Origin of the sequence: Burkholderia metallica, from assembly GCF_001718555.1 — a bacterium.
In the GTDB taxonomy this organism is placed as follows: Bacteria; Pseudomonadota; Gammaproteobacteria; order Burkholderiales; family Burkholderiaceae; genus Burkholderia; species Burkholderia metallica.
Genome location: NZ_CP013401.1, coordinates 2,601,023 through 2,621,339 on the forward strand (window position 1 = coordinate 2,601,023; position 20,317 = coordinate 2,621,339).

Annotated in this window: 20 protein-coding genes and 1 tRNA gene; 3 read left to right on the forward strand and 18 right to left on the reverse strand. The window is 65.0% G+C overall.

Going from position 1 to position 20,317, the window contains the following annotated elements; all coding sequences use genetic code 11:
- Positions 1-81: 81 nt before the first annotated feature.
- The 13 genes from nuoF to WJ16_RS11740 form a co-directional block, all read right to left on the reverse strand.
- On the reverse strand, positions 82-1,392 hold the full coding sequence (gene nuoF, locus WJ16_RS11680) for an NADH-quinone oxidoreductase subunit NuoF (RefSeq protein WP_006478267.1): 1,311 nt from the start codon (positions 1,390-1,392) through the stop codon (positions 82-84).
- Positions 1,389-1,874, reverse strand: coding sequence for an NADH-quinone oxidoreductase subunit NuoE (gene nuoE / locus WJ16_RS11685; protein WP_069257185.1), 486 nt, complete (start codon positions 1,872-1,874; stop codon positions 1,389-1,391). The genes nuoF and nuoE overlap by 4 nt, the downstream gene beginning before the upstream one ends.
- A 172-nt stretch (positions 1,875-2,046) precedes the next feature.
- Positions 2,047-3,300 (reverse strand): NADH-quinone oxidoreductase subunit D, encoded by a 1,254-nt coding sequence (locus WJ16_RS11690; RefSeq protein WP_069257186.1) that lies wholly within the window; start codon positions 3,298-3,300, stop codon positions 2,047-2,049.
- A 9-nt stretch (positions 3,301-3,309) separates the two neighbouring features.
- Positions 3,310-3,912, reverse strand: a complete 603-nt coding sequence (locus WJ16_RS11695; RefSeq protein WP_039370593.1) for an NADH-quinone oxidoreductase subunit C — start codon at positions 3,910-3,912, stop codon at positions 3,310-3,312.
- 21 nt (positions 3,913-3,933) lie between these two features.
- On the reverse strand, positions 3,934-4,413 hold the full coding sequence (locus WJ16_RS11700) for a NuoB/complex I 20 kDa subunit family protein (RefSeq protein WP_006398799.1): 480 nt from the start codon (positions 4,411-4,413) through the stop codon (positions 3,934-3,936).
- A gap of 63 nt (positions 4,414-4,476) precedes the next feature.
- Positions 4,477-4,836, reverse strand: a complete 360-nt coding sequence (locus WJ16_RS11705; protein ID WP_006398798.1) for an NADH-quinone oxidoreductase subunit A — start codon at positions 4,834-4,836, stop codon at positions 4,477-4,479.
- A gap of 154 nt (positions 4,837-4,990) precedes the next feature.
- A tRNA-Leu gene (locus tag WJ16_RS11710) sits at positions 4,991-5,075 on the reverse strand.
- Positions 5,076-5,186: 111 nt separating this feature from the next.
- A complete protein-coding gene (secG, locus tag WJ16_RS11715) occupies positions 5,187-5,564 on the reverse strand; it encodes a preprotein translocase subunit SecG (RefSeq protein WP_031401913.1) in 378 nt (125 codons plus the stop codon).
- A gap of 72 nt (positions 5,565-5,636) precedes the next feature.
- Complete coding sequence (tpiA, locus tag WJ16_RS11720) at positions 5,637-6,392, reverse strand: triose-phosphate isomerase (protein WP_069257187.1); 756 nt, start codon at positions 6,390-6,392, stop codon at positions 5,637-5,639.
- Between the two features lie 141 nt (positions 6,393-6,533).
- On the reverse strand, positions 6,534-7,553 hold the full coding sequence (locus WJ16_RS11725; protein ID WP_069257188.1) for an NAD(P)H-quinone oxidoreductase: 1,020 nt from the start codon (positions 7,551-7,553) through the stop codon (positions 6,534-6,536).
- Positions 7,554-7,705: 152 nt separating this feature from the next.
- Positions 7,706-9,853, reverse strand: coding sequence for a polyribonucleotide nucleotidyltransferase (gene pnp / locus WJ16_RS11730; protein ID WP_069258040.1), 2,148 nt, complete (start codon positions 9,851-9,853; stop codon positions 7,706-7,708).
- Positions 9,854-10,143: 290 nt separating this feature from the next.
- Positions 10,144-10,413, reverse strand: coding sequence for a 30S ribosomal protein S15 (gene rpsO / locus WJ16_RS11735; protein WP_006398792.1), 270 nt, complete (start codon positions 10,411-10,413; stop codon positions 10,144-10,146).
- A 118-nt stretch (positions 10,414-10,531) separates the two neighbouring features.
- Entirely contained in the window at positions 10,532-11,791 is a 1,260-nt protein-coding gene (locus tag WJ16_RS11740; RefSeq protein WP_069257189.1) for a branched-chain amino acid ABC transporter substrate-binding protein, read from the reverse strand.
- A 168-nt stretch (positions 11,792-11,959) separates the two neighbouring features.
- Here WJ16_RS11740 and WJ16_RS11745 point away from each other — a divergent pair, with 168 nt between their 5' ends.
- The 3 genes from WJ16_RS11745 (at position 11,960) to WJ16_RS11755 (ending at position 15,086) form a co-directional block, all read left to right on the forward strand.
- The gene (locus WJ16_RS11745; RefSeq protein WP_069257190.1) at positions 11,960-12,472 is read left to right on the forward strand and encodes a hypothetical protein; all 513 of its coding nucleotides are present in this window, start codon (positions 11,960-11,962) and stop codon (positions 12,470-12,472) included.
- Between the two features lie 383 nt (positions 12,473-12,855).
- Positions 12,856-13,497, forward strand: a complete 642-nt coding sequence (locus tag WJ16_RS11750; RefSeq protein WP_069257191.1) for a carbonic anhydrase — start codon at positions 12,856-12,858, stop codon at positions 13,495-13,497.
- Positions 13,498-13,535: 38 nt separating this feature from the next.
- The gene (locus WJ16_RS11755; protein ID WP_069257192.1) at positions 13,536-15,086 is read left to right on the forward strand and encodes a SulP family inorganic anion transporter; all 1,551 of its coding nucleotides are present in this window, start codon (positions 13,536-13,538) and stop codon (positions 15,084-15,086) included.
- Positions 15,087-15,169: 83 nt separating this feature from the next.
- Here the strand turns inward: WJ16_RS11755 and WJ16_RS11760 are convergent, their stop codons facing one another.
- The 5 genes from WJ16_RS11760 to ilvN all read right to left on the reverse strand — a co-directional run bounded on the left by WJ16_RS11760 (position 15,170) and on the right by ilvN (position 20,294).
- Positions 15,170-16,714, reverse strand: coding sequence for a 2-isopropylmalate synthase (locus WJ16_RS11760; protein WP_069257193.1), 1,545 nt, complete (start codon positions 16,712-16,714; stop codon positions 15,170-15,172).
- 315 nt (positions 16,715-17,029) lie between these two features.
- On the reverse strand, positions 17,030-17,902 hold the full coding sequence (pssA, locus tag WJ16_RS11765; protein WP_069257194.1) for a CDP-diacylglycerol--serine O-phosphatidyltransferase: 873 nt from the start codon (positions 17,900-17,902) through the stop codon (positions 17,030-17,032).
- 15 nt (positions 17,903-17,917) lie between these two features.
- Positions 17,918-18,562: a phosphatidylserine decarboxylase gene (locus WJ16_RS11770; RefSeq protein WP_011352710.1), complete on the reverse strand. Its 645-nt coding sequence runs from the start codon at positions 18,560-18,562 to the stop codon at positions 17,918-17,920.
- Between the two features lie 127 nt (positions 18,563-18,689).
- On the reverse strand, positions 18,690-19,706 hold the full coding sequence (ilvC, locus tag WJ16_RS11775) for a ketol-acid reductoisomerase (protein ID WP_021162800.1): 1,017 nt from the start codon (positions 19,704-19,706) through the stop codon (positions 18,690-18,692).
- 96 nt (positions 19,707-19,802) lie between these two features.
- The gene (gene ilvN / locus WJ16_RS11780) at positions 19,803-20,294 is read right to left on the reverse strand and encodes an acetolactate synthase small subunit (RefSeq protein WP_011352712.1); all 492 of its coding nucleotides are present in this window, start codon (positions 20,292-20,294) and stop codon (positions 19,803-19,805) included.
- Positions 20,295-20,317: the final 23 nt, after the last annotated feature.

Here is a 20,317-nt window from a genome sequence, read left to right on the forward strand (position 1 = left end):
ATGGTGAATGGTCCTTAACCTATTTCCGCCCGTTCGCGCCTTCGCCCGACCGTGCGCTCAAATTCCGCAACCGGGTCCGCTTCAGGCTGCCGCCGCGTGCGCGTGGCCGCCGACCATGCAGTGCTTGTGTTCGACGTGGTACGCGAATTCGTCCCAGTAGTGCTTGAGCATCCCGCGCACCGGCATCGCCGCCGCATCGCCGAGCGCGCAGATCGTGCGGCCCATGATGTTCTCGGCAACCGAGTTCAGCAGGTCCAGATCTTCCTGGCGGCCTTCGCCATGCTCGATACGGTTCACGACGCGATACAGCCAGCCGGTGCCTTCACGGCACGGCGTGCACTGGCCGCACGATTCCTCGTAGTAGAAGTACGACAGGCGCAGCAGCGAGCGCACCATGCAACGCGTCTCGTCCATCACGATCACCGCGCCGGAGCCGAGCATCGAACCCGCCTTCGCGATCGAATCGTAGTCGAGATCCGTCTGCATCATGATGTCGCCCGGGATCACCGGCGCCGACGAACCGCCCGGAATCACGGCCTTGATCTTCTTGCCGCCGCGCATCCCGCCGGCGAGCTCCATCAGCGTCGCGAACGGCGTGCCGAGCGGCACTTCGTAGTTGCCCGGACGCTCGACGTCGCCCGACACCGAGAAGATCTTCGTGCCGCCGTTGTTCGGCTTGCCGATCTCGAGGTAATTCTGCGGCCCGATGGACAGCAGGAACGGCACCGCGGCGAACGTCTCGGTGTTGTTGATCGTGGTCGGCTTGCCGTACACGCCGAAGCTCGCCGGGAACGGCGGCTTGAAGCGCGGCTGGCCCTTCTTGCCTTCGAGCGATTCGAGCAGCGCCGTTTCCTCGCCGCAGATGTACGCGCCGTAACCGTGGTGCGCGTGCAACTGGAACGAGAATTCCGAGCCCATGATGTTGTCGCCGAGGAACCCGGCCGCGCGCGCTTCATCGAGCGCGGCTTCGAAGCGTCGATACACTTCGAAGATTTCGCCGTGGATGTAGTTGTAGCCGACGGTGATGCCCATCGCGTACGCGCCGATGGCCATGCCTTCGATCAGCGCATGCGGGTTCCAGCGCAGGATGTCGCGATCCTTGAACGTGCCCGGCTCGCCTTCGTCCGAGTTGCAGACGAGGTACTTCTGCCCCGGGAACTGGCGCGGCATGAAGCTCCACTTCAGGCCGGTCGGGAAACCCGCACCGCCGCGGCCACGCAGGCCCGACGCCTTCACGTCGGCGATCACCTGCTCGGGCGGAATCTTTTCTTCGAGAATGCGGCGCAGCTGCTTGTAGCCGCCGCGCGCAACGTAATCTTCGAGATGCCAGTTCTCGCCGTTCAGACCAGCGAGGATCAGCGGTTTGATGTGACGGTCGTGGAGGGACGTCATTTCGAGAGCTCCTCAAGCAGCTGGTCGATCTTGTCGCGGCTCATGAAGCTGCACATTCTGTGATTGTTCACCAGCAGCACCGGCGCATCGCCGCACGAGCCCATGCATTCGCCTTCCTTCAGCGTGAACTTGCCGTCGGGCGTGGTTTCGCCGAAGCCGATGCCCAGCTTCTGTTTCAGGTAGTCGGCGGTCGCCTCCGCACCACCGTGCGGGCCAAGCTGGCACGGCAGGTTCGTACAGAGCGTGATCTTGTGCTTGCCGACCGGTTTGAGCTCGTACATCGTGTAGAACGTCGCGACTTCCTGCACGGCAACGGCCGGCATGCCGAGATAGTCCGCAACGAACTGCATCAGTTCGGGCGACAGCCAGCCGTGCTCTTCCTGAGCAACGGCCAACGCCGACATCACGGCGGACTGTTTCTGATCGGCGGGATACTTCGTCAACGCTCGATCGATTTCCTTCAGGCCTTCAGCTGAGATCATTTTCAGACACGACTCTTTCAATTCCTACCGAACGAACAACCTGCCGCACACTGGGGTGCATGGACGGCAGACCTGGCGCTCACTCTGTTGACAGCTTGCGAAGCCGCGCCGGTTCAGCGCGCATCGCGTGTGACTTACCGCTCGCCGCCCGCTCGCGCGGGCGGCGCAACCATTAACGATCGATTTCGCCGAACACGATGTCCTGCGTACCGATGATCGTGACGGCGTCGGCGATCATGTGACCGCGCGCCATTTCGTCGAGCGACGCCAGGTGCGCGAAACCCGGTGCGCGAATCTTGAGGCGGTACGGCTTGTTGGCGCCGTCGGACACGAGGTAGATGCCGAACTCGCCCTTCGGATGCTCGACCGCCGCGTATGCTTCGCCTTCCGGCACATGGAAACCTTCAGTGAAGAGCTTGAAGTGGTGAATCAAGTCTTCCATGTTGGTCTTCATGCCGACGCGCGACGGAGGGGCAACCTTGTGATTGTCCGTCATCACCGGGCCCGGATTCTTGCGAAGCCACTCAATACACTGTTTCGCGATGCGGACCGACTGGCGCATTTCTTCGACGCGCACCAGATAGCGGTCGTAGCAGTCGCCGTTCACGCCGACCGGCACATCGAAATCCATGCGGTCGTACACTTCGTACGGCTGCTTCTTGCGCAGATCCCACGCGATGCCCGAGCCGCGCAGCATCGGGCCCGTCAGGCCCATCTGCAGCGCGCGTTCCGGGCTGACCACGCCGATCCCGACCAGGCGCTGCTTCCAGATCCGGTTGTCGGTCAGCAGCGTTTCGTATTCGTCGACGCACTTCGGGAAGCGCGTGAAGAAATCGTCGATGAAGTCGAGCACCGAGCCGCTGCGCGCTTCGTTCATCTTCGCGAGCGCCTTCTCGTTGCGAATCTTCGACGCCTTGTATTGCGGCATCGCGTCAGGCAGATCGCGGTAGACGCCGCCCGGACGATAGTACGCCGCGTGCATCCGGGCGCCGGACACCGCTTCGTACACGTCCATCAGGTCTTCGCGTTCGCGGAATGCGTACAGGAACACGGCCATCGCGCCGACGTCGAGCGCGTGCGCGCCGATCCACATCAGGTGGTTCAGCACGCGCGTGATCTCGTCGAACAGCACGCGGATGTACTGCGCGCGCTCCGGCACTTCGATGCCGAGCAGCTTTTCGATCGCGAGCACGTAGCCGTGCTCGTTGACCATCATCGACACGTAGTCGAGACGGTCCATGTACGGCACGGACTGGATGAACGTTTTGGATTCCGCGAGCTTTTCCGTCGCGCGGTGCAGCAGGCCGATGTGCGGATCGGCGCGCTGGATGACTTCGCCGTCGAGCTCGAGCACGAGGCGCAGCACGCCGTGCGCTGCCGGGTGCTGCGGGCCGAAGTTGAGCGTGTAGTTCTTGATTTCTGCCATGACGCCCCCTTAATGTTTCAGACCGCCATAGCGATCCTCGCGGATCACGCGCGGCGTGATTTCGCGCGGCTCGATCGTCACCGGCTGGTACACCACCCGCTTCTCTTCCGGGTCGTAACGCATTTCGACATAGCCCGATACCGGGAAGTCCTTGCGGAACGGGTGACCGATGAAGCCGTAGTCGGTGAGGATGCGGCGCAGGTCGGGGTGGCCTTCGAACACGATGCCGTACAGGTCGAACGCTTCGCGCTCGTACCAGTTCGCGGAGGTCCAGATGTCGACCAGCGACGCCACGATCGGCAGGTCGTCGTCCGGCGCGAACGTGCGCAGGCGCAGGCGCCAGTTGTTCGTGACCGACAGCAGGTGCGATACGGCCGCGAAGCGCGGACCGTCGTAGGCGCCGTCGCCGAAGGTCTGGTAGTCGACGCCGCACAGGTCGATCAGCTGCTCGAAACGGAGCTTCGGATCGTCACGCAGCGTCTTTGCGACTTCGAGGTAATCGCTCGCCTTCACGACGAGCGTCAGTTCACCGATCGCTTCGGTGAGGCTCACCACGCGCGCGCCGAGCGCGGCTTCGAGGTTTGCCTTGAGGGTCTCGATTTTGCTTGCCATATTGAGGGGACGCTCGGGGCTTTATTGACGGGCGATGGTATTGGTGCGGCGGATCTTCGCCTGCAGCTGGATCACGCCGTAGACCAGCGCCTCGGCCGTGGGCGGACAGCCCGGCACGTAGACGTCGACCGGCACGATCCGGTCGCAGCCGCGAACCACCGAGTACGAGTAGTGGTAGTAGCCGCCGCCGTTCGCACACGACCCCATCGAGATCACCCAGCGCGGCTCGGCCATCTGGTCGTACACGCGGCGCAGCGCAGGCGCCATCTTGTTGCACAGCGTGCCGGCCACGATCATCACGTCCGACTGACGCGGGCTCGGGCGGAACACCACGCCGAACCGGTCCAGATCGTAACGGGCCGCGCCCGCATGCATCATCTCGACGGCGCAACATGCGAGCCCGAACGTCATCGGCCACAGCGAGCCGGTACGCGTCCAGTTGATCAGCTTGTCAGCCGTCGTGGTGACAAACCCTTCCTTCAAGACCCCTTCGATACTCATTTGCTTTCCACTCCAGACGAGCGACCGAGCGTGGCCGCCCATGCAAACCGGCGATTAAACCCATCACTCCCAGTCGAGGCCGCCTTTCTTCCAGATATAGGCAAAGCCCAGCAGGAATTCGAGCAGAAAAATCATCATTGCGATGAAACCCGGCCAGCCGATGTCCCGGAGCGCGACGCCCCACGGAAACAGGAATGCGGTTTCGAGATCGAAGATGATGAACAGGATGGCGACGAGGTAGTACCGGACGTCGAATTTCATCCGGGCGTCTTCAAAGGCTTCGAAGCCGCACTCGTACGGTGCGTTCTTCTCGACGTCCGGCTTGTTGGGACCAAGGAGCTTGCCGATGCTGACCAGCGCTATACCTAAACCAGTGCCCACGAGGAGGAACAACAAGACGGGGTAATAGGCTGCGAGGTTCAAGGCAATCCTCTATCGGTTGGTTCTGAGCGTCCGGAGAATACCACTATCCGGCGGAAGGAATCATTTCGGAGTGCAGGCGATCGCAAGACAACCGCAAGCACACCCCAGAAATGAAAAATGCCAGCCACTAGAAGCGGCTGGCATTGAGTAACTTTGGTGCCGACGGCGAGACTCGAACTCGCACAGCTTTCGCCACTACCCCCTCAAGATAGCGTGTCTACCAATTTCACCACGTCGGCACTGCATGCAACTCGGGTCGTGTTGCTTGTTTCCCGCGAATCGCTTCAAGAATTAAATTCTAACCCGAGTTCCAGATTTGTTCAACGCACAAACGCGAAAAAATTAACTTTTTATTTCGGGACATCCTGGCCCGGCGCGCTCGCGGCCGACCCTGCGGCAGCGGATGCCGCGACGGCCGGCGCCGACGCTGCAGGCGCCGATGCCGGCGCGGTCGCGACCGCGCCCAACACGCCTGCCGACGGCGTGGACTTGTACGAACCGAGGTACGTGAGCGCGAGCGTCGCGACGAAGAAGATCGTCGCGAGAATGCCCGTCGTGCGCGACAGGAAGTTCGCCGAGCCCGTTGCACCGAACAGGCTGCCCGACGCGCCGCTGCCGAACGCAGCACCCATGTCGGCACCCTTGCCGTGCTGCAGCAGCACGAGACCAATCACACCGAGTGCAGACAGCACCTGCACCACAATAATCAGCGTCTTGAATAACAGCATCACACCCACCCGATTGGATCGGGCGACCGGACCGACCGGCCGCCGTCATGGTTCAATTCGATCGCGGACCGCTCAGCGCGCGGCCCGGCAGATCGCCAGGAAATCTTCCGCCTTCAGCGACGCGCCGCCGATCAGGCCACCGTCGATGTCCGGCTGCGCGAACAGCTCTTCCGCGTTGTCCGGCTTCACACTGCCGCCGTACAGCACGGACACGTCCGCCGCACCCTTTGCCGCGAGACGCGCACGCAGGAACGCGTGCACGTCCTGCGCCTGCGCCGACGTCGCGCTCTTGCCCGTGCCGATCGCCCAGACCGGCTCGTACGCGACGACGATGCGCGCAGCCTCTTGTGCGGTCAACACGGCCAGCACCGCGTCGAGCTGCGCACCGACCACCTGCTCGGTCGCACCCGCTTCGCGCTCGTCGAGCGTCTCGCCGACGCACACGACAGGCGTGAGCCCCGCCGCGAGCGCGCGCTGCGTCTTCGCCGCGACCGTCTCGTTGCGCTCGCCGTGATACGCGCGCCGCTCCGAGTGGCCGACGATCGCATAGCGTGCGCCAAATTCCGCGACCATCGCAGCCGCGACTTCGCCGGTAAATGCACCCTGCTCGTGCGCCGACACGTCCTGCGCACCCCAGGCGACACGGCCGCCGTCGAGCTGCGCCTGAACCTGCGCGAGATACGGGAACGGCACGCACACGCCGACCGACGTTTCGGCCGCCACCGCGCCCACGCCCTGCACCACTTCGTTCAGCAACGTCTGGTTGCCGGCCAGTCGGCCGTGCATCTTCCAGTTGCCGATCACACGCTTCGTTCTTTGTTTCGACATCGTGTCTGTCTCGTCACCGCTTGGTCATTGACGCGCCGGAAAACCGGCCGTCTGGTTTGATCTGGTGAAGCAAACCGGCGATTTTACTGCGCGCGGCTTGAACCGGTCAAACCGCGCATGTCAAGCCCGGCCGCACGGGCATCAGGCGTTCGTACCCCAATCGAGCACGATCTTGCCGGTGTGCTCGCTGCTTTCCATCAGCGCATGCGCCTGCGCCGCCTCCGCGGCCGGCAATACGCGATAGATCACCGGCTTGATGCGGCCGTCGGCGAGCAGCGGCCACACGCGCGCCTTCAGTTGCGCGGCGATCTGCGCCTTGAATTCGACCGGACGCGGGCGCAGCGTCGAACCGGTGATCGTCAGCCGGCGGCGCAGGATCTCGCTCAGGTTGACGTCGGCCTTCGCGCCGCCGAGCAGCGCGATCAGCACGAGACGGCCGCCATCCGCGAGCGCGGACAGTTCGCGCGGCACGTACGAGCCCGCCACCATGTCGAGGATCACGTCGACGCCGCGATCGTGCGTCAGCGACTTCACGACCTCGACGAAGTCTTCCGTCTTGTAGTTGATCGCACGCTCGGCGCCGAGCGCCTCGCACGCGCGGCACTTGTCGGCGGTACCGGCCGTCGCGAACACGCGAAAGCCGAGCGCATGCGCGATCTGGATCGCGGTCACGCCGATGCCGCTCGAGCCGCCCTGCACGAGCAGCGTCTCTTGGCCGCCACCCTCGCCCGCGCCGAGCTGCGCACGGTCGAACACGTTGCTCCACACGGTGAAAAACGTTTCGGGCAGCGACGCGGCCTCGATATCGGTAAGCCCGTCGGGCACCGGCAGGCATTGCGGCAGCGGTGCGACCGCATACTCGGCATAGCCGCCGCCCGCGAGCAGCGCGCACACGCGATCGCCGAGCTTCAGCCCGAACGGATTGTGCGCGGTGTCGGACAGATCGCCGCCGACGATCTCGCCCGCCACCTCGAGGCCCGGCAGATCCGACGCGCCCGGCGGCGGCGCATAGGCACCCTTGCGCTGGAATACGTCGGGCCGGTTCACGCCGGAAGCCGCCACCTTGATCAGCACTTCGCCGCGCTTCGGTTCGGGGCGCGGACGCTCCGCAAGCTTCAGCACGTCGGGGGCACCGAATTCGGTGATTTCGATGGCTTTCATGGTGATGGTCGCTCCAGGATCGGAATCGGGATCGGATGGCGCGCCCGCACGGGGCACGGGCGCCCGGCCGGCGCTGCTGCGCCGCACAACGATGCTACAGAAAAAACGGCCGGCACGCTTTCGCACTGCCGGCCGTTTTCACGCCTGTCCGCTTACTGCTGCGGCGGCGTGTCCGACTGCGACGTCGCCGCTGCTTCATTCAGCAGCGCCTTCGCCGACAGACGCACGCGACCCTTTTCGTCCGTCTGGATGACCTTGACCTTCACTTGCTGGCCTTCCTTCAGGTAGTCGTTGATGTCCTTCACACGCTCGTTGACGATTTCCGAGATGTGCAGCAGACCGTCCTTGCCCGGAATCAGGTTCACGATCGCACCGAAATCGAGCAGCTTCAGAACCGTGCCTTCGTACACCTGGCCGACTTCGATTTCCGCCGTGATGTTCTCGATACGCTTCTTCGCTTCGGCCATGCCCTCGCTGCTCGTGCTTGCAATCGTCACGACGCCGTCGTCCGAGATGTCGATCGTCGTGCCGGTTTCTTCCGTCAGCGCGCGGATCACCGAACCGCCCTTGCCGATCACGTCGCGGATCTTTTCCGGGTTGATCTTGATCGTGATCATGCGCGGCGCGAACTCCGACAGCTGCGTGTTCGCACCCGAAACCGCCGACGTCATCTTGCCGAGGATGTGCATGCGGCCTTCCTTCGCCTGCGCGAGCGCGACCTGCATGATTTCCTTCGTGATGCCCTGGATCTTGATGTCCATCTGCAGCGCCGTCACGCCCTGCTCCGTGCCGGCCACCTTGAAGTCCATGTCGCCGAGGTGATCTTCGTCGCCGAGGATGTCGGTCAGCACCGCGAACTTGTTGCCTTCGAGGATCAGGCCCATCGCGATACCCGCGACGTGTGCCTTCATCGGCACGCCGGCGTCCATCAGCGCGAGGCAGCCGCCGCACACCGATGCCATCGACGACGAACCGTTCGACTCGGTGATTTCCGACACGACGCGGATCGAGTAGCCGAATTCGTCGGCGCTCGGCAGGCACTTGACCAGTGCGCGCTTCGCGAGGCGGCCGTGGCCGATTTCGCGGCGCTTCGGCGAACCGACGCGGCCCGTTTCGCCGGTCGCGAACGGGGGCATGTTGTAGTGGAGCATGAAGCGCTCGCGGTATTCGCCTTCGAGCGCGTCGATGATCTGCTCGTCACCCTTCGTGCCGAGCGTCGCGACAACCAGCGCCTGCGTCTCGCCGCGCGTGAACAGCGCCGAGCCGTGGGTACGCGGCAGCACGCCGGTGCGGATCTCGATCGGGCGCACGGTGCGCGTGTCTCGGCCGTCGATACGCGGCTCGCCGTTCAGGATCTGCGAACGGACGATCTTCGCTTCGATGTCGAACAGCACGTTGCCGACAGTGGCCTTGTCAGCCGCAGCCGTACCGGCCGCCAGCGCGTCTTCCTCGAGCTTCGCCGACGTCGCTGCGTACACTTCCTTCAGCTTCGCCGAACGCGCCTGCTTGTCGCGCAGCTGGTAAGCGGCGAGCAGGTCGTTCTGCGCCAGCTCGGTCACGCGCGCGATCAGCGCTTCGTTCTTCGGCGCCGGCTGCCAGTCCCACTCGGGCTTGCCGCCTTCGCGCACCAGTTCGTGGATCGCGTCGATCGCGACCTGCATCTGCTCGTGGCCGAACACCACGGCGCCCAGCATCACCTCTTCCGACAGCTGGTCGGCTTCCGACTCGACCATCAGCACCGCACGTTCCGTACCGGCGACGACGAGGTCGAGGCTCGATGCCTTGATCTGGTCACGCGTCGGGTTCAGCACGTACGCGTTGTCGATGTACGCCACGCGCGCGGCACCGACCGGGCCGTTGAACGGCAGGCCCGACACGGCGAGCGCAGCCGATGCGCCGATCAGCGCGGGGATGTCCGCCGGGATTTCCGGGTTCACGGACAGCACGTGGATCACGACCTGGACTTCGTTGTAGAAGCCTTCCGGGAACAGCGGGCGCAGCGGACGGTCGATCAGGCGCGACGTCAGCGTCTCGTGCTCGGACGGACGGCCTTCACGGCGGAAGAAGCCGCCCGGGATCTTGCCGGCCGAATAGGTCTTCTCGAGGTAGTCGACGGTCAGCGGGAAGAAATCCTGGCCCGGCTTCGCCGACTTCGCGCCGACGACGGTTGCCAGCACGACGGTGTCTTCGACGTCGACGATCACGGCGCCGCTTGCCTGGCGGGCGACTTCACCGGTTTCGAGGCGCACCTTGTGCTGGCCCCACTGGAATTCCTTCACGACCTTGTTGAACATGGACATGGTTGCTCCTTTGAATTCATGCATTTCATTCGCCGCGCCGGCCATCCCGCGCGGCGGCGTCCCGACCGAATCACCCGGAGCAAGGTGTGTTTTTTATGCCATTCCAGCGCAGCGCTCGTGCAGCGTCGCGCTGGAATGACACAAACCCCACCCCGGTATCAGTCGTTGCGGCGGCCCCGCACGTACGTGCCGGACAGCCTGCGGTGCGTGTGACGCTACGCACCGCGCAAAAACAAAATGCCTGTATCAGCGGACTGACACAGGCATCTTGCTGGCGGCAATCGCCTCGATTACTTACGCAGACCCAGCTTCTCGATCAGTGCGCGGTAACGGTCGGCATCCTTGCCCTTGAGGTAGTCGAGCAGCTTGCGGCGGCGGCTCACCATGCGCAGCAGGCCGCGGCGGCTGTGGTGATCCTTCGCGTGGGTCTTGAAGTGACCCGTCAGTTCGACGATACGTGCGGTCAGCAGTGCGACCTGGACTTCGGGCGACCCCGTGTCGTTGGTACCGCGGGCGAACTGAGCAACGACTTCCGACTTCTTGATATCTGCAACAGACATGTGATTTCCTTTGATTCCTACTTGCTAACTGAACAGGCGGACACGGAAGAATGGCCGTGCCGTGACTTACAACCGGCGCGCATTGTAGCACAACTCCGCGCCGTTCTTGCCGCCCCTGTCACGGGCGCGTCATCGAGCACGTGGACGGCATCTCCGTGCGCCGCGCCGGCACCGCGAGCACCGTGCGGAAGCCGTAGCCCGACCCTTCGTTGTCGAAGCGCACGCCCGGCGTGCCGACCTTGTCCATCTCCATCACGTAAAGGGGCTGGATCAGCTGATGATCCTGCGCGCGCATCCGCGACGCGTGGAAGCCGTCGTCGAACGACAGGCCCTCGAGCGCACGCGCGACCGCGACGGGGTCGGCCGAACCCGCGCGGTTCATCGCCGCGGCCAGCATTTCGACCATCAGGCTCATCCGCCGCACCGGATAGTCGTCCTGCGCGGCCGGAAAACGGTTCCGGAACGCACGGTAGAACGCGTCGGATTTCGCGCCGCCCGCGTTCGGGTGCCAGTCCGCCACGGCCACGACCCGCCCGACACCGGCATCGCCGAGTGCCGCCGGCGCGCCGAGGCTGTTGCCGTAGAACGTGTAGAACGTTGTGTTCAGCCCCTGCTCGCGCGCCGCCTTCACGAGCAACGTGAGATCGTTGCCCCAGTTGCCGGTCACGACGGCGTCGGCGCCGCTCGCGCGGATCTTCGCGATGTACGGCGAGAAATCCTTGATCCGGCCGATCGGGTGGAATTCGTCGCCCGCGATCGTCACGTCCGGGCGCCGCGCGGCCAGCGCCTGGCGCGCCAGCGTGCTGACGTCGTGGCCGAAGCTGTAGTCCTGGTTCAGCAGGTACACCTTGCGCAGCGCGCGATCGCGCGCCATCACGTCCGCGAGTGCGGCCATCCGCATGCCCGCATGCGCATCGAAACGGAAATGCCAGAAACTGCAGCGCGCGCCGGTCAGCGCCGGATCGTCGGCCGAATAGTTGAGGAACAGCAACCGGTTGTCCGGATCGCGCGCGTTCAGCTTGTCGAGCGCCGCGACGAGCGCGGCCGCGACGGCCGAGCTGTTGCCCTGCGTGACGAACCCGACATGGCGGTCCGCGGCCGCGCGCAGCTGCACGAGCGCCTCCTCGGGGCTGCCCTTGCTGTCGAGCACCACCAGTTCGAGCGGATGCGCGCCGTCGCGCAGTTTCACGCCGCCCGCGGCGTTGACCTGCTCGACGCCGAAGCGCAGGTTGCGCTCGACCGCCGCGCCCGCATTCGCGAACGGGCCCGACATCCCTTCGATCAGCGCGATCCGCACCGGCTCGCCGCCGGCAAACGCGGACGACACCAGCATCCACCCCGCGCTCAACGCGAGCGCGCACCGCTTCCACCCCTGCATCGGCCACCTGCCCTTCAATCTGCCCGAGAAGCGCGGATCATAGGCCGGCGCCCCCGCCGCCCGCAAGCGCGAGCGCGCCGGCGATCCGCACCGATTTTTTCCGGACGGCGCGCGAGCACGCGCCGTCCGTGATAAAACGGGACCTGTTTCCGTGTTCTGGAGAATCCCATGCGCATTCGCATTTCCGCGCACCTGCCGGTGCTGGCCGCCGGCGCCGCCGCGCTGCTGGCCGGTTGCGCGCAACCGTGGCAGCAATACCAGGCCGGCCAGGACGAGTCGGCGATCGTCGCTCGCATGGGCCCGCCGCGCGAGATCTACGACCTGCCCGGCGGCGGCAAGCGCCTGATGTGGCCGACCCAGCCGATGGGCGAAATCACCGTCGCGGCCGACGTCGACGCGGCCCACAAGATCGTCAACGTGCGCCAGGTGCTGCAGCCGAGCGAGTTCTATCGCGCGGAGATCGGCAAATGGACGAAGACCGACGTGCTCGTCAACTTCGGACGCCCCGTCGAGACGTCCTACTTCCCGCTGATGAAGCGCGAGGTGTGGACCTACCGGTATCTCGAGGACAACGTCTGGTACATGATGTACAGCTTCTACTTCGATCCGCAGGGCATCCTGCGCATCACGCAGAAAACGCCGGACCCGCTGCATGACCCCGATCGCCGCAACCTGTTCTGACCCATTACGCATTTACACGCAATTATCACGATGGCCATTCACACATCATTGCGTGAATGGCCATTTTCCTTTTTTCCGATTTTCCAATCGTTCGGCGAATACGACGGAAATCTTTTCCGATCGTTAACTTGCCGATGGCATTCCGCTGACATCCCCGTCATGCGGGCCTGCGCGCGGAAACAGGCATGCGCGATGCATGTCATGCGGCGAATTGGTGCATGCAATGCACTGCGCGAAGCCAATTTGAAACAATTTGTTTCAGCATACCCGAAGCGCTAGGGCATACCCCTAATATCAGTCGAAATCGAACCTTTCAATTTAGAAAGCATAACATCGCGTCATTTCCACCGAGATTCGTTTGGTTTTATCAAAAAGGAGTCCTCATGAATCGCCCCAAGAGCATGCTGGTTGCCAACATCGCCTGGGCCCGCGAAACGCGCGAACACACGCCCGGCTTCTTCGACGCGCTCGCGCGCGGCCAGAACCCGCGCGTGCTGTGGATCGGCTGCGCCGACAGCCGCGTGCCGGCCGAAACCATCACGCATTGCGCGCCCGGCGAACTGTTCGTCCATCGCAACATCGCGAACCTGTTCCATCCCGATGACGACAATTCCGCCAGCGTGCTCGAGTACGCGGTGCGCGTGCTGAAGGTCGATCACGTGATCGTGTGCGGGCACTACGGGTGCGGCGGCGTGCGCGCGTCGCTGCTGCCGCCGCCGTCCGACCTGCCGCACGTCGCGCGCCGCATCGCGCCGCTCTGCGCACTCGCGCGCCGCCATCGCGACACGCTCGACGGGCTAGACGACACGGCCGCCGCCGACCGCCTCGCCGAGCTGAACGTACTCGAGCAAGTACGACTGCTGCGCGCATCGCCGATCGTGCGCGGCCGCGAACGGCCGCCGCTCGTGCACGGCTGGATCTTTTCGCTCGCCGACGGCCGCCTGCTGGAACTCGATTCCGGCTACGCGGCGCAGTCCGCCGACGTCGAACCGGCGCCGGCCGCAATCGCCGCCGCGCTCGGCTGATTCATCCCCGCCCCAACGCCAATGAAATCGCCCCAACCATGAAACTGAACCCGCGCCTGTCCACCCTGCCGCGCGACATCGTCGCCGGCGTCGTCGTCTTTCTCGTCGCGCTGCCGCTCTGTCTCGGCATCGCCAACGCCTCCGGCGTCGAACCGTTCGCCGGGCTCGTGTCGGGCATCGTCGGCGGCATCGTCGTCGCGCTGCTGAGCGGCTCGTCGTTGTCCGTCAGCGGGCCGGCCGCCGGCCTCGTCGTGATCGTCGTCGAAGGGATCGCGCAACTCGGCAGCTTCTCCGCGTTCCTGCTCGCGGTCCTGCTGTCCGGCGTGCTGCAGTTCGGATTCGGCATGCTGCGCGCCGGCCGCTTCGCCGCGTATGTGCCGTCGCCCGTCATCAAGGGCATGCTCGCCGCGATCGGCCTGCTGCTGATCGTGAAGCAGATTCCGTTCGCGTTCGGGATCGGCGGCGCGGCCGCGCAATCGTTTGCGAACTGGCCGGGCCTGCCGGTCGCGTGGGCCGCGACGGCCGTCGCGCTCGCCTCGCTCGCGCTGCTGGTCGCATGGGACACGCCCGCGCTGCGCCGCTTCGCACTGGTGCGCGCCGTGCCGGCGCCGCTCGCGGTGGTCGTGCTCGGCATCGGCGCCACGCTCGTGCTGAGCGCCGTCGCACCGTCGGTCGCGCCGGGTGCCGCCCATCGCGTGACGCTGCCCGAACTCGGCTCGTTCGCGGCCTTCGCGGCGTCGCTCAAGCATGCGGAGCTGGGCCCGAACTTCGCGCAGCTCGTCAATCCGGACGTGTGGCGCGTCGCGATCACGCTCGCGGTCGTCGCCAGCCTCGAAACGCTGCTGAGCCTCGAAGCGGTCGAGCAGATCGACCCGAAGCGCCGGCCGACCCAGCCCGATCGCGAACTCAAGGCCCAGGGCGTCGGCAATCTGGTCGCGGGTGCGGTCGGCGGGCTGCCGATCACGTCGGTGATCGTGCGCAGCTCGGTGAACGTCCATGCGGGCGCGCAAAGCCGGATGTCGGCGATCGTGCACGGGATGCTGCTGCTCGCGAGCGTGTTCGCGCTCACCGGCCTGATCAACCTGATCCCGCTCGCGAGCCTGGCCGCGATCCTGATCCACACCGGCTTCAAGCTCGCGAAACCGGCGCTGTTCCGCTCGGTGATGAAACAGGGGCCGGCCGCCTTCGTGCCGTTCGCCGCGACGATCATCGGCGTGCTCTCGGTCGACCTGCTGTTCGGCATCGCGCTGGGCCTCGCATGCAGCGTGCTGGCCGTCGCCGTCGCGAACCTGAAGAGCCCCGTCACGCTCGCGCAGCACGACGACCACTTCCTGCTGTCGTTCCGCAAGGACGTGTCGTTTCTCGGCAAGGTGCAGGTGAAGCATCACCTGCGGCACATTCCGGACCGCGCGGCGGTGATCATCGACGCGACGCGCGCCGACTACATCGATCACGACGTACTCGAACTGCTCGACGCGTTCGTCGCCGATGCGCCGCGGCGCGGGATCGCGGTCGAGTTCCGCCGACGCAGCCCGGCGCCGCGCCCCGCTACGCGCCGGTGGCTGTTCCGTGCACCGGCCGCCGAATGAGCGGCGGATGAGCGCCGAATGAAAAAACGCCCCGGCGGCGCAAGGCCGCACGGGGCGTTTCGTTACTGCGCGGCGCGCGGCGCTTACGAGCGCTGCGGGTTGAGCTTGTCGTCCTTCGAATGCAGCTTGTTCAGCGCGGAGATGTACGCCTTCGCGGATGCGGCGACGATGTCCGGATCGGTGCCGACGCCGTTGACGATCCGCCCGCTCTTCGACAGCCGGACGGTCACTTCGCCCTGCGCCTGCGTACCGGTCGTGATCGCGTTCACCGAGTACAGCAGCAGCTCGGAACCGCTGCCGACTTCGCTCTCGATCGCATTGAACGTCGCATCGACCGGACCGTTGCCGCGCGCCTCGCCGGTCACTTCCTTGCCTTCGACCCCGAACACGACCTTCGCGTGCGGCTGCTCGCCCGTTTCCGAGTGCTGCGACAGCGACACGAACTTGAAGTGCTCCTGCTCGTGCGCGAACGCCGATTCCTCGGACACGATCGCGATGATGTCCTCGTCGAAGATCTCGGCCTTGCGGTCGGCCAGATCCTTGAAGCGCATGAACGCGGTGTTCAGTTCGGTCTCGCTGTCGAGCGACACGCCGAGCTCCTGCAGGCGCTGCTTGAACGCATTACGGCCCGACAGCTTGCCGAGCACGATCTTGTTCGCGGTCCAGCCCACGTCTTCCGCGCGCATGATCTCGTAGGTGTCGCGCGCCTTCAGCACGCCGTCCTGGTGGATGCCCGACGCGTGCGCGAACGCGTTCGCGCCGACCACCGCCTTGTTCGGCTGCACGACGAAACCGGTGATCTGCGACACGAGCTTCGACGTCGGCACGATCTGCGACGTGTCGACACCGACGTCGAGACCGAAGTAGTCCTTGCGCGTCTTCACGGCCATCACGATTTCTTCGAGCGACGTGTTGCCCGCGCGCTCGCCGAGACCGTTGATCGTGCATTCGACCTGACGCGCACCGCCGATCTTCACGCCGGCGAGCGAGTTCGCCACCGCCATCCCGAGGTCGTTGTGGCAGTGCACCGAGAAGATCGCCTTGTCCGAGTTCGGAATGCGCTCGCGCAGCGTCTTCACGAGGTTGCCGTACAGCTCCGGCACGCCGTAGCCGACCGTGTCGGCGATGTTGATCGTCGTCGCGCCTTCTGCGATCACGGCTTCCAGCACGCGGCAGAGGAAATCCATGTCGGAGCGGCTGCCGTCTTCCGGCGAGAATTCGACGTTGTCGGTGAACTTGCGCGCGAAGCGCACCGCGAGGCGCGCCTGCTCGAACACCTGGTCGGGCGTCATCCGCAGCTTCTTTTCCATGTGCAGCGGCGACGTCGCGATGAACGTGTGAATCCGGAAGCTTTCGGCCGGCTTCAGCGCATCGGCTGCACGCTGGATGTCCTTGTCGTTGGCGCGCGCCAGCGAGCAGATCGTGCTGTCCTTCACGAGACCGGCGATCGTGTGGATCGCGTCGAAATCGCCGTTCGAGCTGGCCGCGAAGCCGGCCTCGATCACGTCGACCTTCATCCGCTCGAGATGCTTCGCGATGCGGATTTTCTCTTCCTTCGTCATCGACGCGCCGGGCGATTGTTCGCCGTCGCGCAACGTCGTATCGAAAATGATCAGCTTGTCTGTCATGGGGGGCTCCAGGGCTTTTTATACGGAAGTCAAACGTAACGAGATCGCGCCACCGCTGGCGACGCTCAACAACAGACGAGGCTTGACGGAGGGCGGGAACGGTCAGCGCGGCAGGCGCGCCGAAGCTAGCGCACGTAGCGGCGCGCCGGCTAGAAGGAGGGAGAGGCGGGACGATGCGGTCATGCCGGTGACTATAGCGGCATTCCGCTGGGTGCGCAATCGGACGGCGCCCGGGTTTCCGGCGGCCCGGCTCGAACCGGGGACACATGAAAACGGCGGCCCGCAGGCCGCCGTTTCCGGGCAAAAAAACGCGCGTCAGTGATCGCGCTGCGACGAGCGCGCCGGATTCGCGCGCCCGCGGATGGCCATGTAGGCCCAGAACACGTAGCCGGACAGCCCGTACAGCACGAACAGGCAGAACAGCATCAACGGCGGGTCGGACGACACCAGCACGAACGCGACGACGACCAGCAGGATCGCCGCGAACGGCACGCGGTGACGCACGTCGAGCGCCTTGCCGCTGTAGAACGGCGCATTCGACACCATCGTCACGCCCGCATAGATCGTCAGCACGAACGCGACCCACGGCAGCCAGCCGAGCTTCATCGGCACGCGGTTGTCGGTGGCGAGCCACACGAAGCCGGCGATCAGCGCGGCGGCGGCCGGGCTCGGCAGCCCCTGAAAGAAGCGCTTGTCGACCACGCCGATGTTCGTGTTGAAGCGCGCGAGGCGCAGCGCGGCGCCCGAGCAGTAGACGAACGCGGCGAGCCAGCCCCAGCGGCCGAGATCCTTCAGCACCCACTCGTACATCACGAGCGCGGGCGCGACGCCGAACGAAACCATGTCCGACAGGCTGTCGAACTGCTCGCCGAACGCGCTCTGCGTGTGCGTCATGCGCGCGACGCGCCCGTCCATGCCATCGAGCACCATCGCGACGAAAATCGCGATCGCGGCGATCTCGAAGCGGACGTTCATCGCCTGCACGACCGCGAAGAAGCCGCAGAACAGCGCGGCGGTCGTAAACGCGTTCGGCAGCAGGTAGATGCCGCGCGTCTTCAGGAACCGCTGGCGCGCGGCGCGGCGGCTCTCGAGCGGTGCCTGATCGGACGCCATCACCTTGTTGCGGCGGAACGGGCGTGGCGTCTGGCCGGCGCCGTTGCGCGGCCGACGCGGTTTGAATGCGGCCATCGTGCGCCTCGCCGCTTACTGTTCGAGTTCGGCGAGGATCGTCGACGACGCGTAGACCTTCTCGCCGATCGACACCTTCGCGCGGCTGCCGAGCGGCAGGTACACGTCGACGCGCGAACCGAAGCGGATGAAACCGTAACGCTGGCCGCGCGACAGCGGCTCGCCGGCGCGCACGTAGCAGAGAATCCGGCGTGCGACGAGGCCTGCGATCTGCACGGCGGTCACGGTCTTGCCGCTCGCCGTCTGGATCACGACCGCATTGCGTTCGTTCTCGGTCGACGCCTTGTCGATCGCCGCGTTCAGGAACGCGCCCGGGAAGTATTCGACCTTGGAGATCGCGCCGTCGACCGGCGAACGCTGCGAATGGACGTTGAAGACATTCATGAACACGCTGATCTTCAGCGCTTCGCGGTTCGCGTACGGGTCCTGCGCGGTCTCGACCGCGACGATGCGGCCGTCCGCCGGGCACAGCACCGCGTTCGGCTGCGCCGGAATCGGGCGCTGCGGATCGCGGAAGAACTGGACGACGAAGACGAGCAGCAGCCAGAACGGCCACGCGAAGCCGAAGCCCCCGACGGCATGGATCAACAACGCGATGACGGCTGCAATCGCGATGAACGGCCAGCCTTCGCGCGCGATGATCGGATGAGGATAGTTCATGGATTCGTTCTGTGTTCGGTGAATTGCAAAGCCCGTAGCATAACAAAAGCCGCCCGGGGCACTGCTGCCTTCGGACGGCTTTTTGATGCCGACCCTCCACTCGAAGGGCCGGAACAGCACGCGGTGCTTAGTTCTTCGTCTGGTCGACGAGCTTGTTCTTCGCGATCCACGGCATCATCGCGCGCAGCTTCGCACCGACCTGCTCGATCTGGTGCTCGGCCGTCAGGCGGCGGCGCGACTGCAGCGTCGGCGCGCCTGCCTTGTTCTCGAGGATGAAGCTCTTCGCGTACTCGCCCGTCTGGATGTCGGTCAGGCACTGCTTCATCGCCTTCTTCGTCTCTTCCGTGACGATACGCGGACCCGTCACGTACTCGCCGTACTCGGCGTTGTTCGAGATCGAGTAGTTCATGTTCGCGATGCCGCCTTCGTAGATCAGGTCGACGATCAGCTTCAGTTCGTGCAGGCACTCGAAGTACGCCATTTCCGGCGCGTAGCCCGCTTCGACCAGCGTCTCGAAACCTGCCTTGATCAGCTCGACGGTACCGCCGCACAGCACGGCCTGCTCGCCGAACAGGTCGGTTTCGGTTTCTTCACGGAAGTTGGTTTCGATGATGCCCGCACGGCCGCCGCCGTTCGCCGCCGCGTACGACAGCGCGATGTCGCGTGCCGCGCCCGACTTGTTCTGCGCAACCGCGATCAGGTGCGGCACGCCGCCACCTTGCGAGTACGTGCCGCGCACGGTGTGGCCCGGTGCCTTCGGCGCGATCATGATCACGTCCAGGTCGGCGCGCGGGATCACCGCGCCGTAGTGGACGTTGAAGCCGTGTGCGAATGCCAGTGCCGAACCCTGCTTGATGTTCTCGTGCACTTCCTTCGCGTACACGTCGGCGATCTGCTCGTCCGGCAGCAGCATCATCACGACGTCGGCGCCCTTCACCGCTTCCGCGACTTCCTTGACCGACAGGCCGGCGTTTTCGGCCTTGCTCCACGACGCGCCGCCCTTGCGCAGGCCGACCGTCACGTTCACGCCGCTGTCCTTCAGGTTCAGCGCGTGTGCATGGCCTTGCGAGCCGTAGCCGATGATCGTGACTTGCTTGCCCTTGATGAGGGAGAGGTCAGCGTCTTTGTCGTAGAAAACGTTCATGATGGGTTCCTTCGCTAATTCAAAAATTCAACAATTCGTTCAAATGGAGTACTGCGGGCCGGGACATGACGGCGCACCCGGCGTGCCTGTCTGGCATCACACCTTCAGGATGCGCTCGCCGCGTCCGATGCCGGAGCTGCCGGTGCGCACGGTCTCTAGGATCGCGCCCGCGTCCAGCCCCTGGATGAATGCGTCGAGCTTGTCGCTCGCGCCCGTCAATTCGATCGTGTAGGTCTTTTCGGTCACGTCGATGATGCGGCCGCGGAAAATGTCCGCCATCCGCTTCATTTCTTCGCGCTCCTTGCCCACTGCACGTACCTTGATCAGCATCAGCTCGCGTTCGATGTGTGCACCGTCGGTCAGGTCCACCACTTTCACCACCTCGATCAGGCGGTTCAGATGCTTCGTGATCTGTTCGATCACGTCGTCGGAGCCGATGGAAACGATGGTGAGCCGCGACAGCGATTGGTCTTCGGTCGGCGCCACCGTCAAGGTTTCGATGTTGTAGCCGCGTGCGGAAAACAGACCGACCACGCGCGACAGCGCGCCCGGTTCGTTCTCCAGCAGGACGGAAATGATGTGTCTCATGTTCGCTTCTTCCAGAATGTGCC